The organism is Geobacillus sp. Y412MC52 (assembly GCF_000174795.2).
GTDB lineage: Bacteria > Bacillota > Bacilli > Bacillales > Anoxybacillaceae > Geobacillus > Geobacillus thermoleovorans.
This window is the reverse complement of sequence record NC_014915.1, coordinates 1,653,172-1,668,229: the sequence shown is the minus strand read 5'-3', so window position 1 is coordinate 1,668,229 and position 15,058 is coordinate 1,653,172. Positions and strand designations below refer to the sequence as shown.

Annotated in this window: 17 protein-coding genes and 3 tRNA genes; 2 read left to right on the top strand and 18 right to left on the bottom strand. The window is 52.7% G+C overall.

Going from position 1 to position 15,058, the window contains the following annotated elements:
* Nucleotides 1–16: 16 nt before the first annotated feature.
* The 11 genes from GYMC52_RS08255 to GYMC52_RS08205 all read right to left on the bottom strand — a co-directional run bounded on the left by GYMC52_RS08255 (nucleotide 17) and on the right by GYMC52_RS08205 (nucleotide 6,494).
* Nucleotides 17–781: a beta-ketoacyl-ACP reductase gene (locus tag GYMC52_RS08255; RefSeq protein WP_013523726.1), complete on the bottom strand. Its 765-nt coding sequence runs from the start codon at nucleotides 779–781 to the stop codon at nucleotides 17–19.
* 36 nt (nucleotides 782–817) lie between these two features.
* Entirely contained in the window at nucleotides 818–1,996 is a 1,179-nt protein-coding gene (locus GYMC52_RS08250; RefSeq protein WP_013523725.1) for an acyl-CoA dehydrogenase family protein, read from the bottom strand.
* 178 nt (nucleotides 1,997–2,174) lie between these two features.
* Nucleotides 2,175–2,918 (bottom strand): NAD-dependent protein deacylase, encoded by a 744-nt coding sequence (locus tag GYMC52_RS08245; RefSeq protein WP_013523724.1) that lies wholly within the window; start codon nucleotides 2,916–2,918, stop codon nucleotides 2,175–2,177.
* Nucleotides 2,919–3,107: 189 nt separating this feature from the next.
* Nucleotides 3,108–3,857, bottom strand: a complete 750-nt coding sequence (gene nfsA, locus GYMC52_RS08240; RefSeq protein ID WP_013523723.1) for an oxygen-insensitive NADPH nitroreductase — start codon at nucleotides 3,855–3,857, stop codon at nucleotides 3,108–3,110.
* Nucleotides 3,858–3,952: 95 nt separating this feature from the next.
* Nucleotides 3,953–4,786 carry a pirin family protein gene (locus GYMC52_RS08235; protein WP_013523722.1) on the bottom strand — a complete coding sequence of 278 codons (834 nt, stop codon included), beginning with the start codon at nucleotides 4,784–4,786 and terminating at the stop codon, nucleotides 3,953–3,955.
* A complete protein-coding gene (locus GYMC52_RS08230) occupies nucleotides 4,756–5,142 on the bottom strand; it encodes a hypothetical protein (protein WP_041469452.1) in 387 nt (128 codons plus the stop codon). The genes GYMC52_RS08235 and GYMC52_RS08230 overlap by 31 nt, the downstream gene beginning before the upstream one ends.
* 260 nt (nucleotides 5,143–5,402) lie before the next feature.
* The gene (locus GYMC52_RS08225; RefSeq protein WP_013523721.1) at nucleotides 5,403–5,732 is read right to left on the bottom strand and encodes a type II toxin-antitoxin system PemK/MazF family toxin; all 330 of its coding nucleotides are present in this window, start codon (nucleotides 5,730–5,732) and stop codon (nucleotides 5,403–5,405) included.
* A complete protein-coding gene (locus tag GYMC52_RS08220) occupies nucleotides 5,732–6,001 on the bottom strand; it encodes an AbrB/MazE/SpoVT family DNA-binding domain-containing protein (RefSeq protein ID WP_011231142.1) in 270 nt (89 codons plus the stop codon). The genes GYMC52_RS08225 and GYMC52_RS08220 overlap by 1 nt, the downstream gene beginning before the upstream one ends.
* A gap of 237 nt (nucleotides 6,002–6,238) precedes the next feature.
* Nucleotides 6,239–6,328: transfer RNA gene (locus GYMC52_RS08215), tRNA-Ser, on the bottom strand.
* 9 nt (nucleotides 6,329–6,337) lie between these two features.
* A tRNA-Ala gene (locus GYMC52_RS08210) sits at nucleotides 6,338–6,410 on the bottom strand.
* 10 nt (nucleotides 6,411–6,420) lie between these two features.
* Nucleotides 6,421–6,494, bottom strand: a tRNA-Pro gene (locus GYMC52_RS08205).
* A 189-nt stretch (nucleotides 6,495–6,683) separates the two neighbouring features.
* Here GYMC52_RS08205 and GYMC52_RS08200 point away from each other — a divergent pair.
* Entirely contained in the window at nucleotides 6,684–7,448 is a 765-nt protein-coding gene (locus GYMC52_RS08200) for a hypothetical protein (protein ID WP_011231140.1), read from the top strand.
* 13 nt (nucleotides 7,449–7,461) lie between these two features.
* Nucleotides 7,462–7,929, top strand: coding sequence for a hypothetical protein (locus GYMC52_RS08195; RefSeq protein ID WP_021321939.1), 468 nt, complete (start codon nucleotides 7,462–7,464; stop codon nucleotides 7,927–7,929).
* Nucleotides 7,930–7,997: 68 nt separating this feature from the next.
* Here the strand turns inward: GYMC52_RS08195 and GYMC52_RS08190 are convergent, their stop codons facing one another.
* From GYMC52_RS08190 to glnA, 7 genes are all read right to left on the bottom strand, one after another.
* Nucleotides 7,998–8,978 (bottom strand): ABC transporter permease, encoded by a 981-nt coding sequence (locus tag GYMC52_RS08190; protein WP_013145379.1) that lies wholly within the window; start codon nucleotides 8,976–8,978, stop codon nucleotides 7,998–8,000.
* Nucleotides 8,971–9,885 (bottom strand): ABC transporter ATP-binding protein, encoded by a 915-nt coding sequence (locus GYMC52_RS08185; RefSeq protein WP_013523720.1) that lies wholly within the window; start codon nucleotides 9,883–9,885, stop codon nucleotides 8,971–8,973. Before GYMC52_RS08185 ends, GYMC52_RS08190 begins: the two co-directional genes overlap by 8 nt.
* Entirely contained in the window at nucleotides 9,882–10,679 is a 798-nt protein-coding gene (locus tag GYMC52_RS08180; RefSeq protein WP_013523719.1) for an SGNH/GDSL hydrolase family protein, read from the bottom strand. The genes GYMC52_RS08185 and GYMC52_RS08180 overlap by 4 nt, the downstream gene beginning before the upstream one ends.
* A 9-nt stretch (nucleotides 10,680–10,688) precedes the next feature.
* The gene (locus tag GYMC52_RS08175) at nucleotides 10,689–10,988 is read right to left on the bottom strand and encodes a transporter suffix domain-containing protein (RefSeq protein ID WP_013523718.1); all 300 of its coding nucleotides are present in this window, start codon (nucleotides 10,986–10,988) and stop codon (nucleotides 10,689–10,691) included.
* Nucleotides 10,989–11,212: 224 nt separating this feature from the next.
* On the bottom strand, nucleotides 11,213–12,169 hold the full coding sequence (locus GYMC52_RS08170; RefSeq protein WP_013523717.1) for an MBL fold metallo-hydrolase: 957 nt from the start codon (nucleotides 12,167–12,169) through the stop codon (nucleotides 11,213–11,215).
* 286 nt (nucleotides 12,170–12,455) lie between these two features.
* Nucleotides 12,456–13,343: a sulfite exporter TauE/SafE family protein gene (locus GYMC52_RS08165; protein WP_013145383.1), complete on the bottom strand. Its 888-nt coding sequence runs from the start codon at nucleotides 13,341–13,343 to the stop codon at nucleotides 12,456–12,458.
* Nucleotides 13,344–13,609: 266 nt separating this feature from the next.
* Complete coding sequence (glnA, locus tag GYMC52_RS08160) at nucleotides 13,610–14,968, bottom strand: type I glutamate--ammonia ligase (RefSeq protein ID WP_013523716.1); 1,359 nt, start codon at nucleotides 14,966–14,968, stop codon at nucleotides 13,610–13,612.
* Nucleotides 14,969–15,058 lie beyond the last annotated feature (90 nt).

The window sequence follows — 15,058 nt, the reverse complement described above, 5'->3', positions numbered from 1 at the left end:
CCCGTCCTCCTCGTTTTCAGCATTTCGGACCGCCGGCGACATACAGCACTTGGCCGTTGACAAACGACGACCGCTCATCGGCGAAAAAGGCGACCGCATGAGCGATGTCTTCCGGACGGCCGCTGCGCCCGACCGGGATGTTGGCGACGCTCGCTTGGATGAGCTGCTCAAACGAAATGCCAAGCCGCTCGGCCGTTGCTTTCGTCATATCGGTTTCAATAAACCCAGGGGCGACGGCATTCGTCGTGATGCCGAATTTGCCAAGCTCAATCGCCAGCGTTTTCGTAAATCCTTGGATGCCGGCTTTCGCCGCCGAATAGTTCGCCTGGCCGCGGTTGCCGAGCGCGGATGTCGACGAAATGTTGATGATGCGCCCGTACCCTTTTTCGACCATATATTTTTGCGCGGCGCGGGCGCAGTAAAATGCGCCTTTTAAATGGACGTCCATTACCGTTTGCCAGTCGTCATCGGTCATTTTAAACAGCAAATTGTCGCGGATGACGCCGGCGTTGTTGACGAGAATATCGAGCGAACCGAACCGATCGACCACTTCTTGGATCGTCGCTTCTACTTGTTCGCGGTCGGTGACGCTCGCCACCTTGGCGTAAACGTCATACCCTTTTTCCCGCAGCTCCGCAGCCGTCGCTTCAAGGGCTTCTGCGTTTAAATCAATGAACGCCACTTTCGCTCCTTCTTCCGCGAAGCGGGTGACAATCGCCTTGCCAATGCCGCGGCTTCCTCCGGTCACAAACGCCACTCTTCCTGCAAACCGTTGGCTCATCGTGTTCTCCTCCCTTTCGATAACGCTTTCATTTTTTTAGATGAACTGTCCAAGCTTGACGTGCCCTTTGATCAAATTGCGGGCGATAATGAGGCGCTGAATTTCATCCGTGCCGTCGTAAATGCGCCACAATCTCGCTTCACGATACCAGCGCTCGATCGGCATTTCTTTCGTGTAGCCCATGCCGCCGTGGATTTGCATGACGCGGTCGACGACGCGGTTGCCCATGTTCGCGCCAAACAGCTTCGCCATCGAGGCTAAATGGCGGTTGTCCTCCCCTTGGTCAAGCGTAAAGGCCGCGTTTAACACAAGCCATTTCGCCGCTTCGATTTCTACCGCCGAATCGGCAATCATCCATTGGATCGCCTGCCGCTCGGCGATCGGTTTGCCGAATGTGACGCGCTCCTTCGCATAGTCAATGGCCATTTGCAAAAGCCGCTCGGCCGCTCCGACCGCACGGGCGCCGACGACCCAGCGGGCGTAGCCGATCCACTCAAGCCCAAGCTTATAGCCGTGATGCAGCTCGCCTAAAATGTTTTCTTCCGGCACGCGCACGTTTTCGAAAATTAAGCTGGCTGGAGTGGAAGGTCCCATCGTATGTATCGGTTCCGAACGCCAGCCCATCTCGCGGTCGACGATAAAACACGTCACCCCTTCACGCCCGTTCGAAGCTTGGTGACGCTCTTTGTCGGTGATGGCGATCACCATGACAAAATCGGCGTCGTTGCCGCCGGTAATGAATGTCTTCTCCCCGTTTAACACCCACTCGTCGCCGTCTTTCACCGCCGTCATTTTAATGTTGCGCGTATCTGATCCTGCTCCCGGCTCGGTCATGGCAAAGCACGATTTTTTCTCGCCGTTGATCGTCGGGATCAAATATTTTTTCTTTTGCTCTTCATTCGCGTAATACAAAATGTTGTCCGCCGATCCGCCAAACTGGAACGGAACAAGCGTTTTCGACACTTCCATCAACACAATCGCCTGCATGACATGGCCCAAATTCGCGCCGCCGTATTCCTCCGGCGTGTTGATCCCCCAAAACCCCGCTTCTTTCGCTTTGAGCTGCAGCTCTTTTAATTTTTCGGGCGGGAGCCCAGGCTTCCCTTCGCGCTCATTGCGCAATACTTCATTCTCGAGCGGCATCAATTCTTTTTCGACAAACTTGCGGATCGCTTTTTGCACCATGCGCTGCTCGTCCGTTAAGCGCAAATACATGATGGTCCCCTCCGTTTTCCATTACGCCTTTATGCTCGGCTCCACTCATCAAAATACCAACCGGTTGGTATGTTATCTTTATTATATTCGAATGTTCTGAAAAGTACAATACCTTTTTTGATTTTTGTCCAACGGGAAAACGCCATATGCGTTCTCCCGTTGGCATGGAATCTATCGATCATTCCGCCTGTATTTGCTTGCGCACCCTAGCGACCGTTTCCCCGATTCCGCCATAAATGACAAGGTCAAATATTCCGTCCATCCTCGTCGCCGTTTTGTTGATCAACACTTTCCGCGTTGCCGGCGATTCGGCGGCAACATAAAACGGGATTTGATTCACGGGCGCCACTTCCAAACTTGTTCCCATCGCCAGAAGTAAGTCGCTTTCCGCCGCTTTGGCAAACGCTTCTTCCATGCGCGGCACGAGCCCGCCAAACAAGACGACATCCGGTTTGACAATCGTCTGGCACTTTTCGCAGCGCGGCACCTCGTGGCGGTTGATAAACGACAGATCATACTTGTTGCCGCATGACGGGCATGTCGCCGTCTGCAGCGTGCCGTGCAGCTCAATGACATTCGTGCTCCCTGCTTTTGTATGCAGCCCGTCAATATTTTGCGTCAAAATCGTCACCGTCTTGCCCATCTCCTCAAGCCAACGGAGAAACCGATGCCCGTCATTCGGGGCAAAGCCCCCCATCATTTTTAATGAAAACATCCGCTTGAATCGACGCCAAAAATCAACCGGATCTTTTTTGTAATAATGCTCTGACAAATAATATTCGACATTGTCCTCTTGGGCGTAAAGGCCGTTTTCGCTGCGAAAATCAGGAATGCCGGACTCCGTGCTCATCCCCGCCCCGGTCAGGACGGCGATTGTATTCGCCTCTTTGATCCATTGCGCCAGTTGCCGGATTTGGTCCATTCTCGTTCTCTCCTTTCCTACGAACCTCTTGGTTTTGCCAGTCTCACCTTCGGTTCTTTTCGAGGCCATAACGTATAGCTGAAACTCCAGACAAAATCAATCACCAAAACTAATGTCCAATGGGCTGTCATAATTTTCCTACAAATGGAATCACCTGCAAGAAAAACCCCTCTTCCGAACGAAGAGAGGCTACCGTAAATTGAACCCTTTCCCTTCCACAAACTCCTTCATGTACATCCGGACTTGGCGGCTGAGCATATCGGCCATCTGCCCGGTCCATGTGTCGCGGCGGCGGCCGTTCGTCCGCTGCTCATAATAGGTAGACACGGTTTCGTTGTAGCGTTGCAGCTGCGCGATGAATCGCGCGCGGTCTTGGTCGTATTCGTCCTCGTGATAAACGTGTTCAAACGGCAACCGCGGCTTTTGATCCGGCGTTTGCGCAGGATAGCCGACGGCAAGCCCAAACAGCGGAATGACCCGCTTCGGCACATTTAGCAGCGCACATACTTCCGGCAAGTTGTTGCGCAGCCCGCCGATATAGCAAATGCCAAGCCCCATCGACTCCGCGGCAATGGCGGCGTTTTGCGCCGCAAGCGCCGTGTCAATGAGCGCAACCATAAACTTTTCCGTGCTCTCAAGCGACGGAATCACGTCTTTTCCCTCAATTTCACCGATGAGCTCATGGCGGTGAAAATCAGCGCAAAAGACAAAGAAATGGCCGTTATGCTCGACATAGGATTGATTTCCCGCCAGCTCGGCGAGCTTCCGTTTTTTCTCCGGATCTTTCACGCCGATGATGGAGTACGCTTGAACGTAGCTTGATGTCGACGCCGCTTGGGCGCATTCAACGATCGTGCGGATTTGTTCGTCCGTCAACGGCCTGTCTTCAAAACGGCGGATCGAACGGTGCTGGAGAATCGTTTCGATGACTTGGTTCATGACTATGTCCTCCTTGAACAGCCCAACGGCTTCTTTTTGTGAACATGATAACAAAAAAGAAAGAGCCATACAACGAATCGGCTCTTTCCCTTCCATTATCGCCCAAACCGCCCTTCCTGGTAATCGCGAATCGCTTCGCGGATTTGTTCCGGCGTGTTCATGACGAACGGCCCGTAGGCGACGACCGGTTCGTTCACCGGCTCACCGGCGTAAAGAAGAAGGCGGAGTTTTTCGCGGGCGGTCACGTTTAGCTCCGTTTCCTCGCCGCGGTTGTGGCGGCTGAAAAACAGCGCTTGCCCGGCTTTTCCTTCGATGTTGTCGGCACCGAACACGCCACTCCCCTCAAGAATGTACAAAAACCCATTGTAATGCCCCGGCAAATCTTGCACGACCGTTGTTCCCGGTTCGACAATCATTTCCACCATCGTGACAGGAACGATGTTCTTCGTCGGGGCTTGTACCCCTTTGGATGACCCGGAAAAGACGCGGATCACCGCTCCTTCCTCTTTTCGCACCGGCATCTCTTCGGCGCGCAAGTTTTGGTAGCGCGGCTCGGTCATTTTATGCGTGCTCGGCAAGTTGACCCAAAGTTGCAAGCTGTGCACCGTCGAACCGGGCGCCGGATCTTCCTTATGGACGACGCCGCGGCCGGCCGTCATCCATTGCACATCCCCGGGGCCGAGCGTGCTGTGGCCGGCTTTGCTGTCGAAATGTTCAAGCTCGCCGCTGATCACATACGTGACCGTCTCAATGCCGCGGTGCGGATGGACGTCAAACGTTCCTCGCTCAAAAATGTCTTCCATCAGCAGCAAAAATGGATCATACTCTTGCCAGTTCCCGGGCTCAAGCACCGAACCGCTGCGATGAATCGGACTGTTGGTGGTCATTTGCACGGTTTTCACGCGACGAATGCGGCGTTGAATCGCCATAACCTCTCCTCCCTTATGTTGCGCAATCCCGGCCGTTGCCGGAAGGAGTGCAGCTCAATCGGCAAACCGCTTCCCCCCTTCATCGTACCGGATTCAACGAAAAACAGGCAAGTCATCCGCCTGAAAAATGGCGGCCATACCGCTCGCAAAAAACAAAAAACCTGCCGGCACTCGGCAGGTGGACGTTGGAAGAGGTATTCCAATCCCACCATAAAACGGCTCTTCACCACAAAGTGTACTTGAAAAAGAAAGACGATCATGATAAAGAAAAACCAAAACAGCATTTTTTCCTTTTTATACCACACATCTCTTTGAACAACATTGCTATCATGTTTGTCTTTAAAAGTCAAGTACATCTTTTGGTGATGAACCCATAAAACTATTGATACAAGGATGAATGGACATGTTCGTTCATCACGTGCAAAATTTGTGCAAAATAATCTCCAGTGTGTCAATCCATGCAAAAAGGCGGGACGATCCGCCTTCTTTTCGTTGCTCAATTCTGCCTTTTTAACAAAATATCCGAAGGAAGTCTCCCGCCTCAAGGAGCGTGAAGGGCAAAAATGTACGCAAAAAGTATGCTAAAAGTGAACAAAAGGCCAATATAAATGGCCTTTCACGAAAGAAAAGCATGAATCAGATCCAAGCAATCCGAAACAACTTCATTGGGCGCCCGTCCTACTATTTGAAGCTGTCGGGCGCGCCAATCTAAACTTTTGACCTGATCGGTTAAAATCACGCCTTCAACAGCCAAGCCTGATGGCAATTCCACTTCAAATGGATATCCTTTTTGTTGCCGGGTGATCGGGCAAAGCACCGCAAACCCTGTCAATTGATTGAACCGCTTTGGTGATAGAACGATGCCGGGCCTTTTTCCTGCCTGCTCATGCCCTGCTTGTGGATTGAAATTGACGTAAACAAGATCCCCACGATCCGGCGCTTGCATCAGAACAATTCATTCCCTTCTGTTCCAAAATCAATTTCAGCATGGCGATTTTCCGGCGTGATTTTAGCCAAAAGTTCCTCCAATGTCGGCTTTTTCTTTTTCGGGATCAACTTGATCGCTTGGTTCTCAACGATCATCTCCACTTCTGATCCTTGATGAAGCGCTAAACGTTCAGCAATCACGCTTGGGATACGAACCGCAAGGCTGTTTCCCCATTTTTGAACTGTTATTGTCATGATTGACACTCCTTTCTGTTTGTTTAATTCCATTATACCTCTCTCCTTTCATTTCGTATATACATAGTATATACATAAATTCAAAAAAAGATGCCATCGAGACGGTGTTTTCGATTCGAAACGAACGATTACAATTGATGATAAGACGCTGAACATGTTAAAGGATTTGAAGAAAAGTCAAAAGGATTCCCAAAAAATGAAAAACGACTGCCAACGCAGTCGTATCAAGGGTTTCATGATTTACAATTTGACAGGATCGGATATTAGAAATGGAGGAAGAGGGATTCGAACCCCCGCGGGCTGTGACACCCCTAGCGGTTTTCGAAACCGCCCCCTTCAGCCAGACTTGGGTATTCCTCCGTATGAAAATGGAGCCTATCGGATTCGAACCGATGACCTCCTGCGTGCGGGGCAGGCGCTCTCCCAGCTGAGCTAAGGCCCCAAATTAATGATCGGGAAGACAGGATTTGAACCTGCGACCTCACGGACCCGAACCGTGTGCTCTACCAAGCTGAGCTACTTCCCGACATAAGCTGGTTTACCTTGCGACAATTTATATTCTATATGAACCTCAAAGGAAAGTCAATAGTTTTTTTATCTTTTTTCGCCATAACGGATGAAAATTTATCTTTTTTCTGAAACGACCTGCATAGCTGCCGCTCCTTTTTTCCTATACTAAAAACACAGCAACCGCGTAAAGGAAAGGGGGCGCTTTGTGAAACTCATTCCGCCGGCGCGGCGCAAACGGGCGCATTTGTCGCAATTGACAACCACCCATTTCCATTTGCGTCATCCGCTTGTCGTCGCCTTTTTTTCCTTTTCGTTTCCTGGTTTCGGCAATTTGATGCAGCAACGCTACGCCACGGCCTTTATGTTAATCCTCTGGGAGCTGTTTATCAACACAAAAGCCCATATCAATACAGGTATATTATACTCGCTGCTTGGCGATTTTGAAAAGGCAAAAGCCGTTCTTGACGAACGATGGCTCATGTTTTATGTGGCCATCTACATGTACAGCATTTGGGACAGCTACCGCGGCTCCGTCGACATGAACAAGCTGTATTTGCTCGCCGACCGCGAAGATGCGCCGATCTCTTCCATACGAATGGGAATATGGGATATTAATTATTTGGACAAGCGCGAGCCTTGGCTGGCGCTGGTCTGGTCGGTGCTCGCCCCGGGCCTTGGCCATTTGTATGTCCATAAAGTGATCACCGGCCTGTTTATCTTCACCTTTACCATTTTGGTATCGTATTTCGCCCACTTGCCCGAAGCGATTACGTACACGCTGACGGGCCGATTCGATTGTGCAACGAAGATCATCGATATGCAGTGGGCGCTTTATCTGCCATCGATTTATTCGTTCATCTTTTACGATGCTTACGTATCAGCGGTCGAATACAACAAGTTGTTTGAAAAAGAACTAGCCCACTATTTGCGGCGCCGCTTTCAGCCGAAACGGTTCGCATGGCCGATTTGATGGGAGGCGTTTCATGATTGTCATTGCCACTTTCGAGAGCCACCTATTCGTTGAACTGGCGATTTCAGCGCTTCAAGAAAAAGGGATTGCTGAACATCAGATTTTTGCAGTCCCGCTCAACCGCTCTGCCGAACCGCCGCGCCTGCTTGATACGCTCCATCACGCCAACGGGTTCAGCTTCCTTGACTTGGCGGCGATTTTAGGAACGTGCTTGATGCTGCTAGGGGCGATTTACGGCTATGTGTTGGCATGGGGTCCGATCATTTGGGGGATTATCGGGGCGGTTTCAGGCATCGGAATCGGCATTTTGCTCAAATGGTGGGTAAACCGAAAATCCACGCACCGTCAAAGCCGCACAGGCGCTGATATCGTGCTTCTCATCCGTTGCGATGAACAGCAATGGCCGGCCGTGGAGCAGTTGCTGCGGGGCCATCACGCGCTTGGACTCGCCGGCGTTCACGACAAGCAGCCGAATAGATAGGCATTTCATCCCCTTTCACTGAAAAACCCGAGGGAACACCCCCTCGGGTTTTCGCCGCTCTGCCGTTTTCAATAGACATCTCGCCGCATAAAGACAAAAAAAGCGACAAGAAGCCCTGCAAGCCCCCAGACAGCCAGCACGGCCATCGAAAAGCCAAGCGTCATCCCCTCAATCGGCGGAGCCGCTCCTTTTATGTAATCCGTCAGCCGCAAATTGACCATAAACAAATATTTTGCCGAATGCCACGACGACACCATGTTCGACAAAATCGCGCCAGAAATCAATGCTGCCAGCATGATGCCCATCACCGCCGCCGTGCTCCTAAGCAGCACGGAAAACATAAACGTCAGTGTGCCGACGACAACGCTCACAAACGCTGCCAGCCCGAGCTCGATCAAAATGTATTTCCATTGCGGAATCATGTGGACATTCGCTGTATTGAGATCCTCTCCTTGCTGGACAAATCCGGTCAATAGCGGCAGACGGAAGCCGCCATATCCAAACACGAGTCCGGAGATGGCATACGACAGCACCGCCGCCATCAGCATAATGAGCGACACCGACAGGAGCAACGCGATATATTTTCCTAGCAAAATTTTCCACCTCTTCACCGGCCGAACGAGAAGCAGCTTGATCGTTCCAGCGCTTGCCTCGGATGACACTAAATCGGCCGCAACCACCATCACTAAAAGCGGCAAAAACAAGTCGATGGCGTTTTCGATAAACGTCCGCATAAACGTCGGCGCTCCAGGGGCGGACGGATTAATGTTGTGCTCTAAGTAGTACTGCTGCTGCTTGAGGCGGATTTGCAAGTATTTCCGCCATTCCTCAGACATGCTCGGCGACTGCAAGCGGTTTTGCAAATCGACGATTTGCTGCTGCAGCTGCGTCCGCCAGTCGGTCGTGCCAAGCCGTTTTCTCAGCTCTTCCGTCTCGCGGTATTGGGCGTATGTAAACAAGGCGACGAGCACCGCAATGATGGCGGCGATCACCCATAGCCGCTTTTTGCGGACGATTTTCAACATTTCATTATACACGAGCTTACTCAATCGTTTCGCCCCCTGTCAGCTCGATAAACAAATCCTCGAGCGTCGGCAGCCGCGGTTCAATTTCCGAAACCGAGACGCCGGCTTGGACAAGCTTGGCGTTCCAAGCGGCTAGTCTCGACGGCTCATATGGCGTGACGATCGTCTCTTCATCGGCGCGCAGCACCTCGGTTTCCGCCGCTAACAGCGCCCGCGCCCGATCCGTTGGAGCGGCTTTCCAGACGACGCGCGCCTGTTGGTTTAACAGCCGCTCAACCGTGTCCACGGCCAAGAGCCGCCCTTTCGCCATAATGGCGACGCGGTCGCACATTAATTGAATTTCACTTAACAAATGCGATGAAACAAGGACGCTCAACCCTTCCGTTTCCGCCAAAAAGCGGATGAAGGCGCGCATTTCGCGAATGCCGGCCGGGTCAAGGCCGTTGGTCGGCTCGTCCAAAATGAGCACCTTCGGCTTTCCAAGCAGCGCCTGAGCGATGCCGAGCCGCTGCCGCATGCCGAGCGAATACGTGCCCACTCGGTCATGGATGCGCTGTTCAAGGTCGACGAGCTTCGCCACTTCCATGATCCGATCTGTACTAATTCCCGGCATCATGCGGGCGAAATGTTCAAGGTTTTCCCAGCCTGTTAAATACGGATACATTTCTGGGTTTTCGACGATGCAGCCGATCTGGCGGATCGCGTCGGTAAACTGGCGGTGAAGATCATACCCGCAAATCGCCACCGTCCCCGACGTCGGCCGAATGAGCCCGACGAGCATGCGGATCGTCGTTGTTTTTCCCGCGCCGTTCGGCCCTAAAAAACCGAATACTTCCCCCTCATGCAACTCAAACGAAATGCCTTTAATAATTTCCTTGCCGCGAATCGTTTTCCGCAGCTCTTTGACCGCTAACGTCACCTGTTTGGTCATTGCTCGCCCTCCTTCGTCAACGTGATGAGCGAGGCGACGCGCTCTCCAATCCGCTTGTAGCCTGCCGCGTTTGGATGAAAATGGTCGCTGTACAAATAGTCGTTGACATGGAGGGCAAACAAATCAAACGTCGGCACCGCGACGATGTTCGGATAGCGGGCCGCCACTTCCGCTGATGCAAAATTCCAATCGCGCACAACGGCCGACGTCCGTTTGGCATCGTCTAAATCGCCAAACGGGTTGTACAAACCGATCGCAAAAATGACCGCTTCGCTGTTGAAGCGTCGCAGCGCGGCGAAAATGCGGTCTAGGTTGGCTACATATCGCCGTTTCGCCTCATTCAGCTGCTTTCGATCCAGTTTCAACGCTTCCCCGCCTTGAAACAAGTCGTTGCCGCCGATGGTCATCACAATAAGATCCGCCATGGCGACTTGCCGCTGAATCTCAGGCTGGCCAAGCTGGCGAAGCAGTCCGTCAGAGCGAAGGCCGCGGATGGCCAAGTTCGTCACACGGATCGGTTTGTCCGTTTGCCGGCGAAGCTCATCGACCATATAGCCGACATACCCTTTTCCGCTTTCATCGCCCGTTCCTCTCGTCAACGAATCGCCAAGAGCAACAATATCCATTTTCTCGTCATGTTGCCTTGTTTCAGCCGTCGGCGGCCGTTGTTCTTTCGTCGGCGGCTTGGCGGCCGAAAAAAACTGGTCTTGCACCGCCAATGCCAGGCCGCCAAGCCAAAGCACTCCGGACAGGGCGGCAACGGCTATGAGAAGCGCAACTGTGCTCCGTCGCATGCAACCACCTCATTTCTTCATCGTTGTCATCTCTCGTGATCCGTCTTGGCATTGTTCGCCATCATTGGTTTGATCCGACAACCGCCGTTTTATTCGCCAATGTTTCGGATTCCAATACTTCTTCAGCTTCGCCGCCGCTTCCTTTCCGACCAACAGCGCCCCGAGCCAAAACATGATTTCCGCCGCCACAATGGCAACCGCAACGATCGACGCTTTGGCCGCAGTCGAAAACGGCAAAAATGGCGCGATGGGCGGAATGACCCAAACGACGAACGATGCGATGATGAGCCCGACGCCAATGTGATGCATGACGGACCGCCTCTGTTTCACTCTTCCGTTCCCCCTTGCTCATGGACGCTCTTTCCAACAGGAATCAGGATCGCTTATTTCCACTCTAACATATACACCGCGATTTCACGAAATGATCCGCCTAAAAACCGAACACACACAAAAACAGTTTTTCCCGTTTTTCCAATTTTCGCTTTCCCGTCAAAAAAAGAAACCCAGCCGAATCGGCCAGGCCAATCGAATGATCACTGTTGTTTCTGCCAATAATCGATCAACCCCATCGCGCACACTTGCAAATCAAGCTCGATCGCCGCATGCGCCGACGACGAAGATGGAGCGCCATGATCATCAAGAAACGCCATCACTTCGCCGCGCAACCGGTGCGCTGCCATTTTCGCCTGCTCGGCAGCCGGCGCTTCCGGATGACGGTCGACCGCTTCTTTTCCCGCCGCCACGAACTTCGGCAGCCAAACGCGAAGCTGGCGGAACGCCTCCTGCGGGTCATCCAGCATGCCAAAATGGCCAAAATAAATGCGTTCCGGTCTCAGCTCCTCAAGTCTTGCCGCCGACTGCTTCATGGCCTCGGGATCAAATTGGTTCGGAGATGTTGAAGGCAGGCAAAACGTAAGCCCCGCTTCTTGCAGCTGCGGATAAAAAACGCCGATCGTATCGCCGGTGAACACGCCGCGGCTGTACGAATCATAAATCGAAACGTGATGGTTCGCATGCCCCGGCGTATCATAAAACACAAGCGTCCGCTCCGCACTCAACTCCAACGTTTCCCCGTCCTCTTTCACGATCAATCGCTCTTCTGGCACCGGAAGAATCGGATCAAAGAGCGACTCAAACTGCGCGCCGTACACCGCCTTCGCTCCAGCGATGAGGCGCGATGGATCAGCCAAATGCCGCTTCCCTTTCGGATGGACGACAACCATCGCATTCGGGCAATGCTGAAGAAGCAGCCCCGCGCCGCCCGCATGATCCAAATGAATATGGGTAACGATAATATAGCGGATCTCGCCCGGGTCAATATGAAGCGCTTTCAACCCAGCAAGCAAATGCGGCACCGACGGGCTTGGCCCTGTTTCCACGATCGCCAAGTTCTCTTCGTGAAGCACGTATGTACCGGTGCGCTGCGGCATGCGCAAATCATACAAATCGATGAGTGAAATGCGGCGGCCGAGATCAAGCGGCTGTGCCATGTTCCCTCTCCCCCTTTGGTTGATGATGCAGAATATTTTAACATAGAAACCGGCTTCCCGCTACAGGGGCTGATAAAAAAGCAGCCCCTGCCCAGAGGGCAAGAGCCGCCTTCTCGTTTCAACTGTCGTCAACGGGGCAACAACTGCTCCGCGCGCTATTTTTGAGGGCAGGCGCTGTCGACCGTTGCCCTCCGCAGCACGAACAAGCTCCCTGATGCTCAACCCGATCGCATCCAACGCTGCCGCCAACAGAAAGACACCGCCGTTTGCCAAGCGCGCCCAATGCTTACGACGCCAACTCCCTGCTAGTCGCCTTTCCTTTCCGTCCGTTTCGGATCGAAAGCCATACCGCCGCGGCCCAGCCGATGACGATGAGGCCATAAACGGTCGGATACACCGGCGCAGGCGCCTCCCAAGCGTGCAGGAGCGTGCGGACGTTCGTCAAAATAATCAACCCGCCGACCAACACTCCAAGCAAATGGGACGGCAGTTTGCGCACAAGCCAAGCGGCGATCGGCGCAGCGACGATCCCGCCAGCCATGAGCGTCAGCACCCAGTACCAGTTCACTTGCTCCCAACCAAGCGAAATGACGAATCCTAGCGTCGCCGACAGCGCGACGGCAAATTCGGATGTATCGACGGTGCCGACCACCTTGCGCGCTTCCATGCTTTTATTGGCCAACAACACCGGCGTCGCAATCGGCCCCCATCCCCCACCGCCGGTCGCATCAAGGAAGCCAGCCACCAATCCGAGAGGGACGAGCTGCTTATTGGACCACTGTTTTCCGGGCGTCGACGGCGCGCGGCCGTTCAACACTAAAAATCGATAAATAATGTAAAAGCCAAGCGCCAACAAAAACAAGGATACATATGGTTTAATCAAATCTCCCGGCAAGTTGCTTAAAAAGCATGCTCCGACAAACGCGCCGACCGACCCGGGAATGATGAGCCTAAAGGCCATGCGGCGGTCGACGTTGCCGAACTTCCAATGGGAAGCGCCAGATGCCGCCGTCGTCACCACTTCCGCCAAATGAACGGACGCTGAGGCGACGGCCGGAGCAATGCCGAACGTCAATAACAACGTCGACGACGTGACGCCATACGCCATCCCAAGCGAGCCGTCAATCAGCTGGGCGATAAATCCTACAAACACAAAAACGATCAGTTTTTTCATTGGTTTCCCTCCGTTTGCAATGGTTGAACGCGTTACTTATAATTTAAATCTCATTATTCATAGATGTCAACTATGAATTTTAAAAAAATAAAAAATGCTATCATTTATTTTAGTCCCCGCTCGCAAGATGACGTTGCGAACACCGACGGCTTGGCGGCCGACGGACGGAAGGCGCCGCGCGGCCGTCGATAAAGACAAACAGCCGCCTGCAGAAAAAAGGCGCCCCGAATATGGCGACGGGACACCTTTTGGATGCTGGCTTTCGATCAGAACTTCCCTTGATACCGCTCGACTTCCCAAGCGTGGACCGCCGTGCGGTAGCTGTTCCATTCGTCTTTTTTCATCGCGACGTATTCGTTGAATACGTGCTCGCCAAGCGTCGCGCGGCCGATTTCTCCGCTTTCGAACGCAGCGATGGCCTCGCCCAAGTTTTCCGGCAAGTTGTCAATGCCAAGCTCCGCACGTCGTTCTTCCGACATATGGAAGATGTCTTCATCAATCGGCGCCGGAGCGGTTAAACCTTTTTCGACACCGTCAAGGCCAGCGGCAGCGATGATGGCATACGCCAAATACGGATTGGCCGACGGATCCGGGCAACGGAGCTCAACGCGCGTCGCAACACCGCGTTTGGCCGGAATGCGGATGAGCGCCGAACGGTTGGAAGCGGACCAAGCGATGTAGCAAGGCGCTTCATACCCTGGCACAAGCCGTTTGTACGAGTTGACAAGCGGGTTCGTAACCGCCGCGAAGTGTTTTACGTTTTTCAGCAAGCCCGCGATGAATTGGTACGCTGTTTCTGACAACTGATTCGCATCGTTCGGATCAAAGAACGCATTTTCCCCATCTTTGAAGAGGGAAATGTTGACATGCATACCTGAACCGTTGATGCCAAACACCGGTTTTGGCATAAACGTCGCATGGAGACCGAACTTGCTGGCAATCGTTTTGACAACCCATTTGTACGTCGTCGCATTGTCAGCGGCACCGAGCGCATCGGCATATTTGAAGTTGATCTCATGCTGGCCTTCCGCCACTTCATGGTGCGATGCTTCAATCGTAAAGCCCATCGCTTTTAAGGCGCGGTAAATTTCAAGGCGAACGCGTTCGCCCAAGTCTTTCGGAGACGGTTCGAAATAACCGCCGCCATCATGGAGCTCGAGCGTCGGATTGCCGTTTTCATCGGCTTTGAACAGGAAAAACTCCAGCTCCGGACCGACCGAGATCGTATATCCTTTTTCCGCCGCCCGCTCGATCGTTTTTTTCAGCACGTTGCGCGGGTCGCCTTCAAACAGCGTGCCGTCCGGATTGGTCACCGAGCAGAGAAAGCGCGCTTCCGCATAGCCTTCCTCGACCGTCCACGGCAAAACAGCAAACGTATTCAAATCCGGAAGAAGATACAAGTCGGAACGGTTGATCGGCGAGAAGCCTTTGATCGACGAACCATCAAACATGATTTTCCCTTCGACAACATCATCAAGCTGTTCAGCCGTCACGGTCACGTGCTTTAAGATCCCTTCAATGTCGACAAACTGCAAATGAAGAAGCTCAACGTTTTTTTCTTTGATCTTCTCTTTGATTTGTTCCAACAACTCCGTTTGTGTAGAGGAAACGAACGGTTTTGACATGTTACATTACCTCACATTCGTGCGTTTATTTTTCTAACATGCTTTTATTATAGAAAAAGAGAAGCCGTTTGGCAACACTTTTTTATCAAT

What these genes read in the sequence shown, in the direction of transcription:
- GYMC52_RS08255 (WP_013523726.1), bottom strand. Translation starts at nt 781, where the DNA reads ATGAGCCAACGGTTTGCAGGAAGAGTGGCGTTTGTGACCGGAGGAAGC.
- GYMC52_RS08250 (WP_013523725.1), bottom strand. Translation starts at nt 1,996, where the DNA reads ATGTATTTGCGCTTAACGGACGAGCAGCGCATGGTGCAAAAAGCGATC.
- GYMC52_RS08245 (WP_013523724.1), bottom strand. Translation starts at nt 2,918, where the DNA reads ATGGACCAAATCCGGCAACTGGCGCAATGGATCAAAGAGGCGAATACA.
- nfsA (WP_013523723.1), bottom strand. Translation starts at nt 3,857, where the DNA reads ATGAACCAAGTCATCGAAACGATTCTCCAGCACCGTTCGATCCGCCGT.
- GYMC52_RS08235 (WP_013523722.1), bottom strand. Translation starts at nt 4,786, where the DNA reads ATGGCGATTCAACGCCGCATTCGTCGCGTGAAAACCGTGCAAATGACC.
- GYMC52_RS08230 (WP_041469452.1), bottom strand. Translation starts at nt 5,142, where the DNA reads ATGTACTTGACTTTTAAAGACAAACATGATAGCAATGTTGTTCAAAGA.
- GYMC52_RS08225 (WP_013523721.1), bottom strand. Translation starts at nt 5,732, where the DNA reads ATGCAAGCGCCGGATCGTGGGGATCTTGTTTACGTCAATTTCAATCCA.
- GYMC52_RS08220 (WP_011231142.1), bottom strand. Translation starts at nt 6,001, where the DNA reads ATGGAATTAAACAAACAGAAAGGAGTGTCAATCATGACAATAACAGTT.
- GYMC52_RS08195 (WP_021321939.1), top strand. Translation starts at nt 7,462, where the DNA reads ATGATTGTCATTGCCACTTTCGAGAGCCACCTATTCGTTGAACTGGCG.
- GYMC52_RS08185 (WP_013523720.1), bottom strand. Translation starts at nt 9,885, where the DNA reads ATGACCAAACAGGTGACGTTAGCGGTCAAAGAGCTGCGGAAAACGATT.
- GYMC52_RS08180 (WP_013523719.1), bottom strand. Translation starts at nt 10,679, where the DNA reads ATGCGACGGAGCACAGTTGCGCTTCTCATAGCCGTTGCCGCCCTGTCC.
- GYMC52_RS08175 (WP_013523718.1), bottom strand. Translation starts at nt 10,988, where the DNA reads ATGCATCACATTGGCGTCGGGCTCATCATCGCATCGTTCGTCGTTTGG.
- GYMC52_RS08170 (WP_013523717.1), bottom strand. Translation starts at nt 12,169, where the DNA reads ATGGCACAGCCGCTTGATCTCGGCCGCCGCATTTCACTCATCGATTTG.
- GYMC52_RS08165 (WP_013145383.1), bottom strand. Translation starts at nt 13,343, where the DNA reads ATGAAAAAACTGATCGTTTTTGTGTTTGTAGGATTTATCGCCCAGCTG.
- glnA (WP_013523716.1), bottom strand. Translation starts at nt 14,968, where the DNA reads ATGTCAAAACCGTTCGTTTCCTCTACACAAACGGAGTTGTTGGAACAA.